We start from the raw sequence: 15,952 nt of genomic DNA on the forward strand, positions 1-15,952 counted from the left end.
CCTTAACGGCTTCGATGAACCAGAAATCCTCCGTTGCTCAAACCCCAAATCTGTCCGGTAGGCGCTGACGTCAGACACTATCCAGTCGTTGGTTGACGGTATTGCTTTGACCGGAAACCTTTGCGTTTTGATTTATGTTGGTTGCACCTTTTCTTCTCCAAAGAAACAATCCCACGACAGCCGCACCTGCCGTTACGATCCCTGCAATCCAGTAAATTTGTTCTAACATCTAAGCGCCCTAGCATTGTGTCATAACGAAAATGATCGGTAGCAAGTCGCACACTGGATGCTTCCACCGACATAACCAATGCCAACTAGATAGAGTGTTCAATTCAAAGACACCAGAACAACCTGTGGTGGACAAGTACGCATTTAGTCAAATGTCAACATTATACACACTGGCGAAGTTTTCGCAGTTGTAGAGAACGTCCGGTATCCATTCACAAGTACCCTTTTCATAGTCTTAGACTGCATTCCCAACGAACCAATTCCTCGAACAGTGAGTTCGATGTTTCTCCCTTCAGGTGCACCAGAAAAAAACCTGATCAAACAGAGGTCGGCGTTCCAGACGCCCGCTACCCCACTGACAGGCGCGCTAAGCGCGTTTCTCTCCGATCGAGGCGACGCCCAGAACGTCCAGTACTTTCGCCTCGATATGTTCGGCATTCATGCCGGCCACAGAATACATGTCCGCAGGATTCGCTTGATCAATGAAGATATCAGGTAAAACCATCGAGCGGTACTTCAGCCCCAGATCAAATACACCTTCTTCCGCCAGTAATTGCGCGACATGGCTGCCGAATCCACCAACAGCCCCTTCTTCGATGGTAATCAAAGCTTCGTGGCTGGACGCCAGATCCAGGATAAGGTCGCGATCAAGAGGTTTGGCAAAACGAGCGTCGGCAATCGTGGGCGTTATGCCCTTGGCTGAAAGGGATTCCGCCGCCTTCTGGACCTCGGCCAGACGTGTACCAAAGGAAAGCAGAGCCACCCGCGCGCCATTCTGGAGAATGCGGCCCTTGCCGATCTCAAGAATCTCTCCACGTTCGGGCAAATCAACTCCGACGCCTTCACCGCGCGGATAGCGGAAGGCGATAGGGCCTTCATCATGTGCGGAAGCAGTTGCCACCATATGCATCAGCTCGGCCTCATCAGCGGCAGCCATGACGACCATACCTGGAAGATTGGCCAAATAGGCAATGTCGAACGACCCTGCGTGGGTGGCGCCGTCGGCCCCGACCAACCCTGCCCGGTCGATTGCAAAACGTACGGGCAAGCGCTGAATTGCCACGTCATGTACAACCTGGTCATAGCCCCGCTGCAGGAAGGTAGAATACATAGCGCAAAACGGCTTCATTCCTCCTGCTGCAAGCGCAGCCGAAAACGTCACGCCGTGCTGCTCGGCAATCGCCACATCAAAGCAGCGCGACGGATAGCGTTCAGCGAACAGGTTCAGACCGGTACCGTCCGGCATTGCAGCGGTCACTGCGACGATCTTGTCGTCTCGCGCGGCCTCGTCCACCAGTGCCTTGCCAAATACAGATGTATAAGATGGCGCGTTTGAGGGCGCCTTCTTCTGTTCCCCAGTCACCACATCAAACTTTGCCGTGGCATGACCTTTGTCGCGTGCCTGCTCGGCGGGGGCATAGCCCTTGCCTTTTTTCGTCAATACATGGATCAGGATCGGCCCGGTTGCCCGCGATTTCACAGTGCGCAGAACCGGCAGCAGCTGGTCCATGTCATGGCCATCTATCGGGCCGAGATAGGAAAACCCAAGCTCTTCAAACAGCGTGCCGCCCACCGCCAAGCCTTTTAGCATCTCCTTGGCGCGCTTGGCGCCTTCTCGGAATGGCTCAGGCAACAATGAGACAGCGCCTTTGGCAGCAGCTTTCAGATCGTGAAACGGTTCTTCGCTATAGATACGCGACAAATAGCTGGACAAGGCACCAACCGGGGGCGCGATGCTCATCTCGTTGTCGTTCAGAATGACAATCAGACGCTTTTTCAGGTGGCCTGCATTGTTCATCGCCTCAAAAGCCATGCCCGCAGACATCGAGCCATCGCCGATCACTGCAATTGCGTCACCCAACCCTTCAGGCGTTACGCCCCCCAGATCCCGTGCGACAGCAAAACCCAGGGCAGCGCTGATCGACGTGCTGGAATGCGCCGCGCCAAATGGATCATAGGGGCTCTCGCTGCGCTTGGTGAAGCCGCTGAGGCCATCCTTCATGCGCAGAGTTCGGATGCGATCACGTCGCTCGGTCAGGATTTTGTGCGGATAGCACTGATGACCCACATCCCAGATGATCTTGTCTCGGGGCGTATCAAACACAGCGTGCAACGCCGTAGTCAATTCAACGACACCCAAGCCAGCCCCCAGATGCCCGCCGGTGACGGAAACAGCCGAGATCGTTTCCGCCCGCAGCTCCTGAGCGACCTGGTGCAGTTGCGCGTCCGAGAACTGCTTGAGATCCGCAGGGCGGCTTACAAGGTCCAGCAGTGGCGTGTTTGGGCGGTCAGACATGTGGCGCGTTCCTGGCTTAGCTGTCCCGGGCAATAACGAAGCGGGCGGCTTCCTTCAAGGTTTCTGCCTTCGGACCATACCCATCCAAAGCTGTACAGGCCTGATCCACAAGCTCACCTGCGCGGGCTTTGGCAGCGGGCAGACCCAAAAGTGAAACAAAGGTGGCTTTCCCTGCCTCGGTATCCTTTTGCAAACGTTTGCCTGCCTTTTTGGCATCGCCCTCAATATCAAGGATGTCATCGGCGATCTGAAAAGCAAGGCCCAGTGCCCGGGCATATTGGCGCAACGGTTCCGGGTCTGAATGGGCCATAGTTGCTCCAACGCAGGCAGACCACTCGATCAGAGCGCCCGTCTTGCCGGCCTGAAGACGCGTGATCTCGTCCAGCGACAGCGGTTCGGCGGCGGTTTCAGCTGCAATGTCCAGCGCCTGTCCCAGCACCATCCCTTGTGCGCCGCTGGCTCTGGCCAGCGTCAGGGCAAGATCTGCACGAATGTCTGCTCCTCCCACCTCTGTATGCATGCACAGCTCGAAAGCAAGCGTGTGAAGGGCATCGCCGGCCAGAACCGCTGTCCCTTCATCCCATTCCACGTGAACAGTGGGACGACCGCGGCGCAGGTCATCGTCATCCATGCAGGGCAGGTCGTCATGCACCAAAGAATAAGCGTGCAGCGCTTCTATAGCCGTTGCAGGCCAGATCGCACGACTCTCTTCGACATCATGAAGTCGGGCACTTTCCAAAGCCAGAAACCCGCGCAATCGTTTGCCGCCTCGGGTGGCATATGCCATGGCCCGGGTCACATCGACGTCTTCAAATGCGCCTAGAACCAGATCAAACTGGCATTGAATGCTGGCTGCATCCTGCGCAAGTCTTTCGGGGAACATTCACAGACCTTCGGCGGGCGTCGTACCAGTTGGCTGACCGTTGGCATCCAGAGTGATCGCTGCGACTTTTTCTTCTGCGCGCTTCAACTCATCCTCGCACCGCTTCTTCAGCGCCGCGCCGCGTTCATAGAGCGCAATTGATTGATCCAGCGCGACGTCGCCACGTTCCAGCTGGCCAACTACGGCCTCAAGCTCTTTCATCGCCTGTTCGAATGTCATCTGGTCTACGGAGGTCTCAGTCATCGGGCTGCCTTTATCAATTCTTCCACATGGGCGCGTGTGGCCTCAGCCAGTGCGTTCAGATCATACCCGCCCTCCAGAGTCGAGACGATACGACCGCTACAGACCTCGTCGGCAATTCTGCACAGCTCTGCGGTGATCCAGGCAAAGTCATCGGTAGCCCAGTTCAGATTGGCGAGCGGGTCGTCCTGATGGGCGTCGAACCCGGCGGAAGTGATGATCAGTTCCGGCCTAAAAGCCCGCAAGCGCGGAAAGGCCTTTGTTTCATAGGCGGCCCGCATCTCGGATCCGCCACTGCCTGGCGCCAGAGGGATGTTGACAACCGTATCATGAACACCCGTTTCCTCGGGCCGGCCCGATCCGGGCCACAAAGGCATCTGCTGGCTGGTTATCACCAATGCCCGTGCTTCATCCCACAACAGGTCCTGGGTTCCATTTCCATGGTGTACGTCGAAATCGACTACGGCCACACGATTCAAACCGTGATGGTCCAGCGCGTGTTTCGCCGCCAATGCTGCATTTCCAAACAGGCAAAAGCCCATTGCCGTTTCGGTTTCCGCATGGTGCCCCGGCGGGCGAACGGCACAGAACGCATTCGAGGCTTCACCGCTCAATACCAGGTCAACCGCCCGTACCACCGCACCCGCCGCGCGGTAGGCTGCGTCCACCGATCCCGGAGACAGGAACGTATCCCCGTCGATCTGTGCGAACCCATTCGAAGGGCGCGCGGATCGAATGTCTCGAATATAACTCTCTGGATGAATGCGCAGAAGATCGTCATCCGCAGCCAGCGGAGCCGTCACCCGCTCCAGGTCCAGGTCCAGCGCTTCCAATGCATGCAAAATGTGCTCCAGCCGCGCCACACGCTCCGGGTGCCCGTCAGGCGTCACATGGCTCAGACAATCGGCATGGGTCAATAGTGCAGTCGTCATTGGGATCCCATCTTCATCTGGCTAATAATATCCTCGCCGAAGGCCGAAATAGGCCGCGTAGCGGCACCTCAATCCGGCGCAAGCATATACCCTGCGCCCCGCACAGTCTGCAAATAGCGTGGCTGCTTGGGGTCCTGTTCGATTTTGCGTCGAAGGCGCGTGATCTGCACATCCACCGCGCGCTCCTGCGCCTGGCCCTTGTCGCGACCCAGATCCTCGACCAGCTTGGCACGGCTGATCGGCTCTCCGGGCTGGGCCGAGAATATCTTCATCAACTGGCTTTCGGTTGCGGTCAGACGGACCGGGTCTTCGCCCTGCCACATCTCACCGCGTTCAATGTCATAGCGGAAGGGCCCGAGGTTCAGGATCTTCGCCGTGGTTTCTTCTGCCGGCGTTTCCGGCATCCGGCGCAGGATCGCGTTGATCCGCAACAGCAGTTCTTTCGGCTCGAACGGTTTTGCCAGGTAATCATCCGCCCCGGCCTCAAGGCCCGCGATCCGATGTTCCGTCTCACCCTTTGCGGTCAGCAGCAGGATCGGTGTCGTATGCGTTTCCCGCAAAGCACGGGTCAGACTGACACCATCCTCGCCCGGCATCATCACGTCCATGACGATCATGTCGAAATCCAACCCCGACAATACGCGCCGCGCGTGGGCCGCATCCCGTGCCGCTGTAACCAGAAACCCGTTTCGCATCAGAAACTTCTTGAGCAGATCGCGAATGCGCTCGTCATCGTCGACAATCAGCAGATGGGCATCCATATCGCTCATGAGGTCGTATCCCGAAGTTTCGTATAGGCATGACGCATATCAGCATCCATCATTGCTTCAAGCACTTTGCGAAATCCAGCCACGGCTTCGGGACCGGCATCCTTGTAGGCGGCACGCATTCTGGCCCGCTGGGCATCTGACAGCGTGGTTTCCAGCACCGTCCCCTGTTCTGTCAGAAATAGGTGGCGTTCGCGTTTGTCCACTGTCCCCACGCGGCTTTCCACCAGACCATCCTCGATCAAGGTTCGCAAAACCCTGTTTAGAGACTGCTTTGTCACGCCAAGGATGGCCAACAAGTTGTTGACCGTCGTGCCCGGCGCGCGGTTGATGAAGTGGATTGCCCGGTGGTGGGCGCGGCCATAGGCCAGTTCCGCGAGGATACGATCGGGATCAGCGGTAAAGCCGCGATAGGCGAAGAACATGGCCTCGATCCCCTGCCGCAATTGCTCATCAGTCAAAAACAACAGGCTCTCGCCCCCATAACGCGGGGTCGGGCGGATGTCGGACATATCATGCCTCATTCGTTACTCCGGGGCCGAGTTTATGTCAGCGTTATTGACATTCCAAGAGGAGAGCGGTATCGAATCGCAGTTTTTGCGCAATATTGTGTCCGTATCGGACTTAATTGACGCAATAATCGAAAACCCAACCCGGTTCAGGAGGTTTCGCATGGCGGGGTATGATGATCGTGATGGCACCATTTGGATGGATGGCAAACTGGTGCCCTGGCGTGAGGCCAACGTGCACATTCTGACCCACGCAATGCACTATGCGTCATCGGTATTCGAAGGCGAGCGCGCATACAACGGTAAGATCTTCAAAAGCCGCGACCATTCCCGGCGTCTGATCGCCTCGGCCGAGGCGCTGGATATGCCAATGCCTTATTCGGTTGATGAAATCGAAGCCGCCAAGGAAGAAGCGCTGAAGGCCAGCGGTTTGCAGGACGCGTATGTGCGGGCGCTGGTCTGGCGCGGCTCGGGTGAGGATATGGGCGTCGCGTCGGCCCGCAACCCTGTTCGCATGGCGGTCGCGGTCTGGCCCTGGGGTGCCTATTACGGCGATGCCAAGATGCAGGGTGCCAAGCTGGACATTGCCGAATGGAAACGCCCCAGCCCGGAAACCATCCCGGTTCACGCCAAGGCAGCAGGTCTCTACATGATCTGCACCATTTCCAAGCACAAGGCCGAAGCCAAAGGATGCTCGGACGCTTTGTTCATGGACTGGCGCGGATACGTGGCCGAGGCCACCGGTGCGAACGTGTTTTTCGTCAAGGATGGCGAGGTGCATACCCCGCTGGCAGACTGCTTCCTGAACGGCATCACACGCCAGACGGTGATCCAGATGCTGAAAGACAACGGCATTACCGTGCATGAACGCCGCATCAAGCCCGAAGAAATGGCTGACTTCGAACAGTGCTGGCTTACCGGCACCGCGGCCGAGGTCACGCCTGTCGGGCAGATCGGCGCATACACATTCGAGGTCGGCGACCTGACCCGCCAAATCGCCGAAGACTACGAGAAACTGGTCCGCTCGTAAGCTTTTGCGCTCTGCTTTGTCGGGGTGTGTTTGTTACCAAACGTGCAAATTATTGTGCAAACCGTTCAGTCGTCTGGACGGATTGCACAGATTGCGTATCTTCAGCACATGTTGGACCTTCTCAGCGATATTCTCACCCGCCTTTCCCTGCGTGGCACATTTTATTTCCGCACGTCGTTCACGCCGCCCTTCGGAATTCAGGTGCCGGGGTTCGAAAACGTGGCCCGGTTTCATTTTGTGCAGCGTGGCGAGCTCAAGGTACATGTCTCGACCACGGGGGAAACCCTGCGGTTAAGGCAGGGGGACTTGATCCTGATACCCCACGGGGCGCCGCACGCGTTGCTCTGTGCCGAGGTAAAGCCGTTGGATGCACTGCCTCTGGAGCAGGTGCTGGAGCGTGCGGGCTACAAGGGCGAGGGCGTGCTGGTCTATGGCGGTGATGACGAGGAAAGGGATACGCAGCTGATCTGCGGTCATTTCTCTTTTACCGGCCCGGCCGGCCGAAACGGCACCGGGCATATGCTGATCGACCGCCTGCCGCCCTATATCCTGATCGAGAATTATGGCGAAGAGGCCGGATCGTGGATGGAATCCACCCTGCGCATGATTGGCTCTGAGGTTTCAGGCGCAAGAATCGGTGGCGACCTGATCGCGCTGAAACTGTCCGAGGTCCTGTTTGCACAGGCGATCCGGGCCTATCTGGAACGTCAGAGCCCGCAGGATTCTGCGTTGGCAGGATTTGCTGATCTGCGTATCTCGCGGGCGTTGACCGCGTTCCACCAGGCCCCGGCCAATGACTGGAGCGTTGCGTCATTGGCACGTGTGGCGGGTATGTCGCGCACTGCCTTTGCTCAGCTTTTTGCTGAAAAGATGGGTACAACACCGATACAGTACCTCACAGATTGGCGGATGCAGATCGCGTGCCATGGTCTGACCGAGGCACGATGGAACGTGGCAGATGCAGCCGCCGAGGTTGGGTATGCCTCTGAGGCAGCTTTCTCACGTGTGTTCAAGAAACAGGTTGGGCTATCGCCGGCTGCGTACCGGGCGATGCATTGATCCACCAAGTATTCTGAACGATCTGCATGGTATCAGAGACGATCAGGAATTCAGCGTTCACCTTCGGCGTCCTACCTTCTCTTTATCATTGATTGAGAAAAGGAAGATCTCATGTCCCTGCGTTTCGTTACCCGCTCTGTCCATGCTTACCTCGACTACCCTGTTGCCATTGCCCTCATGACGTTGCCGCTCCTGCTGGGATTGGGTCAGTCCAACCCACTGGCCCTGTGGCTTTCCGTTGTCACCGGTGCCGCTGCATTTGTTCTGACGGTTCTGACCGATCATCATCTTGGGATTTGGCGGGTCCTTCCCTATAAGCTTCATCTGGCCGTAGACTTGATCGTCGGCATCACCTTCCTGTTTGCCCCCAACGTTCTGGGTTTCTCAGGGCTGGATGCGGTGTTCTACTGGCTGAATGGTGCGGCTGTCGTGCTCGTCATCTCACTCAGCGCCCCCGAGCAGGAAGTCGTCGCATAAAACCGTTGCCTGCGGGTATCCCGGTTTAACAGTAACGCCTCAAAGTCTGAGCCGCCGGGATCTCTAACCGGCGGTCCTCTTTTGCAAGCAGCCAGGGTCAGGCTGGATTGATTTTCGGTGCGCTGCGTGATTCACGGCTCTCAAAACCGAGCGGTGACCTGAGCGACCTTTATTGGCTAACCGACGAGCAGATGGCGAAGCGCGCCCCCTTCTTCCCGAAGTCGCACGGCAAGCCTCGGGGTGATGACAATCGGGTGTTGGGTAGAATTATCTTCATCAATCGCAATGGTTTGCGCAGGCGAGATGGCTCTGGCGAATACGGGCCTCACAAAACGCCGATCAAGTACGACAAGCGCAGATACAAATCGCATCGAGATTATGTTTGGCAGGCTCAGGGATTGGGGGCGCGTGGCGACACGCCATGATCGTTGTCCCAAGGTCTTCATCTCAGCAATCGCACTCGCGGCAACCGTCAACTGCTGATTATGAATACTGACCTCAGGCATTTGCCGAACGAAAACTGAGCCCGCAAGTGGTTTCCTCGCGTCATTGTGGCTGATTGTTTTTCTAGCCGCGCTGTTTTGATGTCTTCACACCCCGGAAGATGGATTCGCCCCGTCACGCTGATTAAGAGCTTAACCCGACTTGAGCCTGAGCCAAGAAAAATTCCGACCGGCCCGAGCCCCGATGCGCCAACAAAGGCGGATGTGAAACTGCATTCAAATGGCACTGGGCGTTCAGGTCAGAATGGAGCAGGTTCGCGCTGAAACAACTCTTGGATATTGGCGAAATCCAGCGTGCATTCCCGGCTTGCTGGCAGCTCTGGCAGGCGTAAGATGGCAGCGATGAAAAATTCAGGAACCACGATGTCAAACAGCCTGTTTTCCCTTCCCGATCCCGTAACCATCCCTGTCGTTGGCGAGACGGCCGGGTATCCTGTCGGACACATTTTCTGCGTCGGGCGAAACTACGCCGCGCATGCAGCAGAGATGGGAAATGAAGTGGATCGCGATGCGCCGTTCTATTTCACCAAATCCGCGCCAAACGCGATCCTGTCCGGCGCGACGGTTCCGTACCCGGCGGGGACGACGAATTACCATCACGAAATGGAGCTGGCGCTGGCCATCGGAAAGCCGGTTTTTAGCGCCTCGAGTGCGCAGGCGTGGGATGCGGTTTATGCCTATGGCTGTGCGCTCGATATGACCCGCCGTGATCTGCAATTCCGCGAGCGGGACAAACAGCGGCCTTGGGACCTAGGTAAAGATGTCGAAAACGGAGCAGTCTTCGCGCCGCTGACCCCTGCGGCGGCCTGGTCACCGGACGATGACAAAAACATCCGCTTGAGTGTGAACGGCGAACTGCGCCAGGACGCTACTCTGAAAGAGCTCATCTGGAAGATCGATGAAATTGTCAGCCATCTGTCCGGTTTCTACCATTTGCGCCCCGGCGATCTGATCCTGACAGGTACACCGGCCGGCGTAGGCCCGGTTGTGGCCGGGGACATGATAGCCGGAGAGATTGATGGACTGGAGCCGATCAAACTGACCCTGACTGACGCGGAATAGGCCCTATTTAGGGTCTTTCAGCCAACCCCTTGCAAACTTGACCTGTTCAACGCCTGCCAGCCGGCGTATCCGATCCAGCTCGGCGTTCAGGCGTCGGCTGCGGGCGTCAGACCAGCGCACCCCGCGTTCGGGCCAGAGTGCCTTGACATGCAGCAGGTCGCGATCGCGATGTGCCTTCATGTCGATCCGGCCGATCAATCGATCACCTTCAAGCAAGGGGAAGACGTAATACCCATATTTCCGCCTGGCTTCGGGCACGAAAACTTCGATGCGATAGTGAAACCCAAACAGCCGCTCGGCCCGGTTTCGGTCCCGAAGCATCGGATCAAACGGGCTGAGCACTCGGATCCGTCCGGGCGGTTGCGGCAAGTCGGTTGCCCGATCCATCAAATTCGGGCGGGCAAAGGTTTTGCGCAGGCGTCCATCGGCGCAAGAGATTTCGATCTCTTCGATATTTCCTTGAGCCAACGCAGTGGCACACCAGTTTTTGGTCTCTGCAGCGCTGACCGTATCCCAGAATGCGGCGAGCTCTCCGGACGTTGCAAACCCCAACCGGTCCAGTGCCGCGTTGCACAGCCAATCCACGGTCGATTTTGCATCACACGGCATGTTACCGGGGCATAACCGGGTTTCAATCACGCGCTCGGTCAGGTCATAGCGTTTCTTGAACCCATCGCGGCCCACAACGGTCAGGGCCCCGGAACGCCACAGAAACTCCAAAGCGGTTTTTGACGGATGCCAATCCCACCAACCGCCCGAGCCTTTCTTTTCATCCTTGCCAACGTCTGACGAACACACTGGTCCATGGTCGCGGATATGTTGCAAGACCGTCTCGAACTGCTGTTCGAACCCATCCCGCCGCCAGTTCTTCCAACGGGCCTTCAAAAGATCCGCATCTCGCTGAAAGCGCAGATGCCAGTGCGGATAGAACGACATCGGGATCACGGCAGCATCATGTGTCCAGTGTTCGAACAGCGCTTTTTCCCTTTCATAGAGCCTTTTTAGGTTGGCGCTGCGATACGCAGGCCGTCGGGAAAACAGGATCATATCATGGGCGCGGGCAACCGTGTTGATGCTGTCGAGCTGTACGAACCCCAGCCGCTGGATGAGGTCCAGAAGCTCGGCGCCCTTGGCCGCCCCCGAGGGTTGTTCGGCCAATGCGTGACGATCCATGAAAATAGCCCGGGCCGTCCGGTTGTCGAGCCGTTTCAGGGGGGCGCTCATCGCCGTTTCAGAGTATCGCCATAGCTGATCTTGGGGGTCAGGGTGACCCGTGTCTCGATTTCAGAATCCGGATCCTTCAGGCGTTCAGCGATGATCTGTGCGGCCTGACGGCCTATATCCAGACGGCAGGCATCCATCGTCGCCAATTTGCGCGGCAGACCCTGCAAAAGCTCGACGTTGTTGAACCCGGCCAGACCGATCTGCCCCGGAATATCTACGCCCTGTTCCAGCAGGTACAATAGACCACCAGCGCCGATCATGTCGTTGGAATAATACAGGAAATCCAGTTCGGGCGAGCGTTCAAGCATGGCCTGCGTCATCTCGCGCCCTTTGGCCAGGGCAGAGCCGCCAGAATAGAACTCGCGATCTTCGATCTCGATCCCGTGTTTGCCCAGTACTTCGGTAAAACCTTCAAAGCGCTTCCGGGCGCGGTGATCCAACGGCATCTTGGTGCCCATGAAGCCAATATGCTGATACCCGGCCTTCAGGATCGCCTGCGCCATTTCACGTCCGGCCCGGCGGTGTGAAATGCCGACCATCGCGTCAACAGGTTTGCCATCGGTATCCATGATCTCGACCACGGGAATACCTGCCGAATCCAGCATGGCGCGGGCCGCGTCAGTGTGTTCAAGCCCTGCAATGATCACGCCCGAGGGTCGCCACGAAAGCATCTCGTACAGCACCTTTTCCTCTTTCTCGGGCAGATAATCCGTCACGCCAACCACAGGCTGCAACTCGGTATCTTCGAGCACCTGATTGATGCCGGTCATCACCTCGGGGAACACCATGTTCGAAAGCGAAGGGATGATCACCGCGACAAGGTTGACCCGGCTGGATGCCAGCGCGCCCGCGATCTTGTTGGGGACGTATCCCAGATCTTTGGCGGCGGCCAGAACGCGGGTGCGGGTGGCGTCGGACACATCCCCCCTGTTACGCAGAACCCGGCTCACCGTCATCTCTGAGACACCGGAAGCCTCGGACACATCACGAAGGGTAAGCGGGCGTTTGGTTTCACTGTTCACGGGAGGCACCTGCGTTGTTGTTTTGCCCGATGGTAGCGTGAACACGTCGGTGTGTACAACAATTGTGCAAAGGCGATGACAACCCGGAAAATCCCAGTTACAGAAGGCAAAACGCGGCCCCGTGGCTCAACTGGATAGAGCAGCCCCCTCCTAAGGGGCAGGTTGCAGGTTCGAATCCTGCCGGGGTCGCCATACTTAAATGATAACACGTTGAATTAAAACGGGTAATCACCATTCTTGGCGGATTTACCCCACGCTTTTGCCCACGATTGTCAATTAACTGGCGCAAAAAGCTCGCAATTTAGATTCGTTACCTGACGTTTGGAGTTTTTCCTGCAAGCGCACGTTTTCGGGCGTTCAGACTCAAGAAAAGCTGAGTTGCCTGTTCTTGGCTAGGCTCAGGACCCATTGGTTTTCTCTTAGCCTCGTGATTCACGGTTCGAAAACGAGCGGTGAACATGTCTGATCTTTTCTGGCTGACCGATGCGCAGATGGCACGTCTTGAACCTTTCTTTCCCAAGTCTCATGGCAAGCGAAGCGTTGATGACCGGCGTGTGTTGAGTAGAATTATCTTCATCAATCGCAATGATTTGCGCTGGCGAGATGCCTCTGGCGAATACGGGCCTCACAAAACGCCGGTCAAGTACGACAAGCGCAGATACAAATCGCATCGAGATTATGTATGGCAGGCTCAGGGATTGGGGGCGCGTGGCGACACGCTATGACCGTTGTCCCAAGGTCTTCATCTCAGCAATCGCACTCGCGGCAATCGCCATCTGCTGGTTATGAATACTGACCCTAAGACTGTTTCGGAGAGCATAGGTGCATGGCCTTCCCCCAAAGGCTAGAAGACCCTAATCAGAGCCACATATCAGGCTCGTCATATATTCCGATGCGCGGGCCGGACCGTCAGGCTAGGCGTGAGGCAACCGGCCTTAGGCCAGGCCTAACCCAAACCCGAGTCTGGCCGCCCCGTCTGAGATACCCTCTAAAATCTCCGGCGGGGTCCTTGCACAAGATTCTGATGTGCGCGACCAACGTCAGGTTTTGAGGTCTTTCAGCTCATTCAATAGATCCAGCAACAGTTCGTGTTTTTCCGGCCCCAGTTGGGAACGAATGCGTTCCGCCTGCGCCATGCTGGCGGATAGATTGGCGTGAATGATCTGAACACCGCGCTCACTGATCTCGACAATCTGGCGGCGACGGTCCGCGGGATGGCATCGTCGGGAGATCAGGCCGCGGTGTTCCAATTTTTGCAATATACGCGTCAGGCTTGGCAATAGCAGACAGGCGCGTTCGGCAATATGCGTCGGTTCCTGCGGGCCTTCTTCGTTCAAAACCCGCAACACGCGCCACTGCTGTTCCGTGACACCGGCGTCGGCCAGCATTGCTCGTATGGGTCCCATAACCTTTTCCCGCGCCCGCAAAAGCGCAATAGGCAAAGATCGCGACGTCAGTGGGAGGTCGTCGGTCATAAAAAAAATTATCACCGAAATCCGTGATTTACGCAAGGGAACCCTTGGTTTCCAATTGAAACACAAAAGCCCCTGAACCGTAGAAAACCATGAGAGCTGCGCCAACCCCACCTTCAATCTCATGGCGCACAGCCGCATTCAGACTGGACAATTCGGCACCGCAGAAGAAGATGTGGAAACGTCCAATTTCACGGTCACCGTGCACCGAAGGCTTTGCATAAAGGGAAACAGCATGACTGCGCCACGAAACTCATTCAAACAGGCTCTATTACAGGGAAAAACGCAGATTGGTTGCTGGATGAGCTTTGCTGAATCCATCACGGCCGAGATAATGGGAACGGCAGGTTTCGATTGGCTGGTGATCGATGGAGAGCATGCCCCAAACGACATCCGGTCAATCCGGGACCAGCTCTTGGCCCTTGCAGCAAGCGACTCTCATGCGGTTGTGAGGGTCCCCGTGGGTGAGACCTGGCTGATCAAGATGGTTCTGGATGCGGGTGCTCAGACCGTGCTGGTTCCGATAGTGGAAAGCGCCGAGCAGGCGCGAGAGCTGGTCCGGGCCTGTCGCTATCCCCCTGCCGGTGTCCGCGGTGTGGGCGCGATGGCATCGCGGGCGACGATTTACGGATCGGTCGGAAACTACATTCAGACCGCAGATCAGGAGGTTTGCTTGTTGTTACAGGTTGAAACCCGCGCCGGAATGGCTGCTCTCGACGAAATTCTGGAAGTTGACGGCGTGGATGGCGTATTCATCGGACCTGCCGATCTGTCGACCGATATGGGCCATCAGGGCAACAGTGCGGCGCCCGAGGTGCGAGAGGTTATCGGCGATGCACTGACCCGGATCAAAGCCGCAGGCAAAGCGCCTGGCATTTTGGCGACAAATGACGAGGCCCGGCAGGCATATCTGGATATGGGCGCGCAGTTTTTGGCAGTTGGCATTGATGTGATGCTGCTGGCGCAAACGGCACGTGATCTCGCCGCGGGATGGAAAGCCGGCTAACCGTTCAACGGTACATGGCCGCTGCGGCCTGGGCGTATCCGCCCGAGGCACCATCGACGAAATGCACATGATCGTCCCGTGTGGCCGACGGGACGAAACACGTCATCATCGCCTCGTCCTGCACGTGCAAACCGTATCGGATTTTGCCGCGCCCGCGCGCTTCTTCCAGCATTTGTTCGATCTGTCGCAAAGTGGCCGTATCACAATCCAATGTCATCTTCAGACCGTCATCAAACTTGCGGAAATCGGCATTGCTGCTGACCATAATCCTGTAGTGTTCGGGCTCAAACTGTCCCAGCTTTTTACCGGTCTTGAAGAGTATCGCGATCAGCAGGTTCTGAACCAGAAGAACGAGCTTGTGCAAAATCAAATTCCGCCCGTTGCGCGAAACATGCGCATCAATGTCAAGGCCAGGAGGCGGCCACCTCATGGGTGGACCATTCTCCGGCACCGGATGTCCGGCACGCTCCAGCTCTTCTGACGCGGACAGAACCGATTGCGCAAGATCGGCAAAATCACGTTCAGTTGCTGACGCGGTGGGTTCAATGACCAGTGAAACGATCTGACCGTGCCGCGCCGGGCTGTTGGACCATCTACACGACAAGCCTGTCAGGTTCGGCTGCGCACCTGGTTCGGCAGGCGCGATCATATGACGACCCGCTTTCATCTCTGCCTCGACCCAGGCCAATCCCCCGCCAGAAAACATGGCATAATCCACGCCGGAGGACGGAGCAAAACGGGCGACACGCAAGTCCCTGCCTGCTTTTCGGATTTCTGCCACCGACACCAGCGCCGCTCGCAACGGCATGGAAAACTCCTCTTCCGACCAGCGCCGCAAGGCTGAAAGAGTATCCCGAGCTGCTTCAACTTCGCCGGGAGGAATCGCAAACGCCGCTCCGTCGCCGCCAAAGACATAGGGAAACAGCTTGCCGTCCATCGCGTTAATCATCGCCGAGATCACGGCGGCCCCAACGGTGTTGACGGTTTTGTATCGCCCTCGCGCTATTTCCCCGGTTGAATCGACAATATCGGCGACCCCCAGAAACCAGTCGTCGGGCACCGGAGAAAACTTCGCCGGGTCTGCCAGACGGGTGAAATCCCGCAACAGGGGCAGGTTTTCATAAAATGCAGAATGGAGGTCTTTCATTTTCCCCCTCGAAATCAAACTTCCGGCAAAGATAGCCGGAATGCGGCCCAAGTCCTGTTACTGAAACATAGTACACATGCTTGTGCGTTGCATCA

Annotated in this window: 16 protein-coding genes, 1 tRNA gene and 2 pseudogenes; 8 read left to right on the forward strand and 11 right to left on the reverse strand. The window is 57.1% G+C overall.

Annotated elements, in window-relative coordinates:
• Positions 1–70: 70 nt before the first annotated feature.
• The 7 genes from AC2FLP_RS15100 to AC2FLP_RS15130 form a co-directional block, all read right to left on the reverse strand.
• On the reverse strand, positions 71–229 hold the full coding sequence (locus AC2FLP_RS15100; RefSeq protein WP_496684895.1) for a hypothetical protein: 159 nt from the start codon (positions 227–229) through the stop codon (positions 71–73).
• 366 nt (positions 230–595) lie between these two features.
• A complete protein-coding gene (gene dxs / locus AC2FLP_RS15105; protein WP_299899945.1) occupies positions 596–2,524 on the reverse strand; it encodes a 1-deoxy-D-xylulose-5-phosphate synthase in 1,929 nt (642 codons plus the stop codon).
• Between the two features lie 16 nt (positions 2,525–2,540).
• Positions 2,541–3,407: a polyprenyl synthetase family protein gene (locus AC2FLP_RS15110; protein WP_117871434.1), complete on the reverse strand. Its 867-nt coding sequence runs from the start codon at positions 3,405–3,407 to the stop codon at positions 2,541–2,543.
• Positions 3,408–3,650, reverse strand: coding sequence for an exodeoxyribonuclease VII small subunit (locus AC2FLP_RS15115; RefSeq protein WP_117871432.1), 243 nt, complete (start codon positions 3,648–3,650; stop codon positions 3,408–3,410).
• Positions 3,647–4,579, reverse strand: coding sequence for a histone deacetylase family protein (locus AC2FLP_RS15120; protein WP_496684893.1), 933 nt, complete (start codon positions 4,577–4,579; stop codon positions 3,647–3,649). Before AC2FLP_RS15120 ends, AC2FLP_RS15115 begins: the two co-directional genes overlap by 4 nt.
• Before the next feature lie 68 nt (positions 4,580–4,647).
• The gene (locus AC2FLP_RS15125) at positions 4,648–5,349 is read right to left on the reverse strand and encodes a response regulator (RefSeq protein WP_117871428.1); all 702 of its coding nucleotides are present in this window, start codon (positions 5,347–5,349) and stop codon (positions 4,648–4,650) included.
• The gene (locus AC2FLP_RS15130) at positions 5,346–5,858 is read right to left on the reverse strand and encodes a MarR family winged helix-turn-helix transcriptional regulator (protein WP_117871426.1); all 513 of its coding nucleotides are present in this window, start codon (positions 5,856–5,858) and stop codon (positions 5,346–5,348) included. The genes AC2FLP_RS15125 and AC2FLP_RS15130 overlap by 4 nt, the downstream gene beginning before the upstream one ends.
• 160 nt (positions 5,859–6,018) lie before the next feature.
• On the opposite strand from AC2FLP_RS15130, the gene AC2FLP_RS15135 reads away from it, so the two are divergent.
• The 5 genes and pseudogenes from AC2FLP_RS15135 to AC2FLP_RS15155 all read left to right on the forward strand — a co-directional run bounded on the left by AC2FLP_RS15135 (position 6,019) and on the right by AC2FLP_RS15155 (position 9,986).
• Entirely contained in the window at positions 6,019–6,885 is an 867-nt protein-coding gene (locus tag AC2FLP_RS15135; protein ID WP_117871424.1) for a branched-chain amino acid aminotransferase, read from the forward strand.
• 108 nt (positions 6,886–6,993) lie between these two features.
• On the forward strand, positions 6,994–7,944 hold the full coding sequence (locus AC2FLP_RS15140) for an AraC family transcriptional regulator (protein WP_496684900.1): 951 nt from the start codon (positions 6,994–6,996) through the stop codon (positions 7,942–7,944).
• Between the two features lie 111 nt (positions 7,945–8,055).
• Positions 8,056–8,421, forward strand: coding sequence for a hypothetical protein (locus AC2FLP_RS15145; protein WP_496684891.1), 366 nt, complete (start codon positions 8,056–8,058; stop codon positions 8,419–8,421).
• 158 nt (positions 8,422–8,579) lie between these two features.
• Positions 8,580–8,904: pseudogene (locus tag AC2FLP_RS15150) on the forward strand (hypothetical protein).
• 383 nt (positions 8,905–9,287) lie between these two features.
• Entirely contained in the window at positions 9,288–9,986 is a 699-nt protein-coding gene (locus AC2FLP_RS15155; RefSeq protein WP_496684890.1) for a fumarylacetoacetate hydrolase family protein, read from the forward strand.
• 3 nt (positions 9,987–9,989) lie between these two features.
• On the opposite strand, the gene AC2FLP_RS15160 is transcribed toward AC2FLP_RS15155, so the two are convergent.
• Together AC2FLP_RS15160 and AC2FLP_RS15165 are read right to left on the reverse strand one after the other, a co-directional pair.
• Positions 9,990–11,210 carry a winged helix-turn-helix domain-containing protein gene (locus AC2FLP_RS15160; protein WP_496684889.1) on the reverse strand — a complete coding sequence of 407 codons (1,221 nt, stop codon included), beginning with the start codon at positions 11,208–11,210 and terminating at the stop codon, positions 9,990–9,992.
• Positions 11,207–12,232 carry a LacI family DNA-binding transcriptional regulator gene (locus AC2FLP_RS15165; RefSeq protein WP_299643949.1) on the reverse strand — a complete coding sequence of 342 codons (1,026 nt, stop codon included), beginning with the start codon at positions 12,230–12,232 and terminating at the stop codon, positions 11,207–11,209. Before AC2FLP_RS15165 ends, AC2FLP_RS15160 begins: the two co-directional genes overlap by 4 nt.
• Positions 12,233–12,347: 115 nt before the next feature.
• Between AC2FLP_RS15165 and AC2FLP_RS15170 the strand changes: the two genes are divergently transcribed.
• Positions 12,348–12,424 (forward strand) — tRNA-Arg (locus AC2FLP_RS15170).
• Positions 12,425–12,690: 266 nt separating this feature from the next.
• Positions 12,691–13,021: pseudogene (locus tag AC2FLP_RS15175) on the forward strand (transposase).
• 251 nt (positions 13,022–13,272) lie between these two features.
• Here AC2FLP_RS15175 and hpaR read toward each other — a convergent pair.
• Positions 13,273–13,707: a homoprotocatechuate degradation operon regulator HpaR gene (gene hpaR / locus AC2FLP_RS15180; protein ID WP_299643324.1), complete on the reverse strand. Its 435-nt coding sequence runs from the start codon at positions 13,705–13,707 to the stop codon at positions 13,273–13,275.
• A gap of 232 nt (positions 13,708–13,939) precedes the next feature.
• Here hpaR and AC2FLP_RS15185 point away from each other — a divergent pair, with 232 nt between their 5' ends.
• Positions 13,940–14,710 (forward strand): aldolase/citrate lyase family protein, encoded by a 771-nt coding sequence (locus AC2FLP_RS15185; protein WP_496684888.1) that lies wholly within the window; start codon positions 13,940–13,942, stop codon positions 14,708–14,710.
• Positions 14,711–14,714: 4 nt separating this feature from the next.
• Here AC2FLP_RS15185 and AC2FLP_RS15190 read toward each other — a convergent pair whose 3' ends face one another.
• Positions 14,715–15,857, reverse strand: coding sequence for a DUF3095 domain-containing protein (locus AC2FLP_RS15190; protein WP_299899916.1), 1,143 nt, complete (start codon positions 15,855–15,857; stop codon positions 14,715–14,717).
• Positions 15,858–15,952 lie beyond the last annotated feature (95 nt).

This window comes from Ruegeria sp. CDSA141 (assembly GCF_059612005.1).

What these genes read in the sequence shown, in the direction of transcription:
- AC2FLP_RS15120 (WP_496684893.1), bottom strand. Translation starts at nt 4,579, where the DNA reads ATGACGACTGCACTATTGACCCATGCCGATTGTCTGAGCCATGTGACG.
- AC2FLP_RS15110 (WP_117871434.1), bottom strand. Translation starts at nt 3,407, where the DNA reads ATGTTCCCCGAAAGACTTGCGCAGGATGCAGCCAGCATTCAATGCCAG.
- dxs (WP_299899945.1), bottom strand. Translation starts at nt 2,524, where the DNA reads ATGTCTGACCGCCCAAACACGCCACTGCTGGACCTTGTAAGCCGCCCT.
- AC2FLP_RS15185 (WP_496684888.1), top strand. Translation starts at nt 13,940, where the DNA reads ATGACTGCGCCACGAAACTCATTCAAACAGGCTCTATTACAGGGAAAA.
- hpaR (WP_299643324.1), bottom strand. Translation starts at nt 13,707, where the DNA reads ATGACCGACGACCTCCCACTGACGTCGCGATCTTTGCCTATTGCGCTT.
- AC2FLP_RS15100 (WP_496684895.1), bottom strand. Translation starts at nt 229, where the DNA reads ATGTTAGAACAAATTTACTGGATTGCAGGGATCGTAACGGCAGGTGCG.
- AC2FLP_RS15115 (WP_117871432.1), bottom strand. Translation starts at nt 3,650, where the DNA reads ATGACTGAGACCTCCGTAGACCAGATGACATTCGAACAGGCGATGAAA.
- AC2FLP_RS15130 (WP_117871426.1), bottom strand. Translation starts at nt 5,858, where the DNA reads ATGTCCGACATCCGCCCGACCCCGCGTTATGGGGGCGAGAGCCTGTTG.
- AC2FLP_RS15125 (WP_117871428.1), bottom strand. Translation starts at nt 5,349, where the DNA reads ATGAGCGATATGGATGCCCATCTGCTGATTGTCGACGATGACGAGCGC.
- AC2FLP_RS15135 (WP_117871424.1), top strand. Translation starts at nt 6,019, where the DNA reads ATGGCGGGGTATGATGATCGTGATGGCACCATTTGGATGGATGGCAAA.
- AC2FLP_RS15140 (WP_496684900.1), top strand. Translation starts at nt 6,994, where the DNA reads ATGTTGGACCTTCTCAGCGATATTCTCACCCGCCTTTCCCTGCGTGGC.
- AC2FLP_RS15145 (WP_496684891.1), top strand. Translation starts at nt 8,056, where the DNA reads ATGTCCCTGCGTTTCGTTACCCGCTCTGTCCATGCTTACCTCGACTAC.
- AC2FLP_RS15160 (WP_496684889.1), bottom strand. Translation starts at nt 11,210, where the DNA reads ATGAGCGCCCCCCTGAAACGGCTCGACAACCGGACGGCCCGGGCTATT.
- AC2FLP_RS15190 (WP_299899916.1), bottom strand. Translation starts at nt 15,857, where the DNA reads ATGAAAGACCTCCATTCTGCATTTTATGAAAACCTGCCCCTGTTGCGG.
- AC2FLP_RS15155 (WP_496684890.1), top strand. Translation starts at nt 9,288, where the DNA reads ATGTCAAACAGCCTGTTTTCCCTTCCCGATCCCGTAACCATCCCTGTC.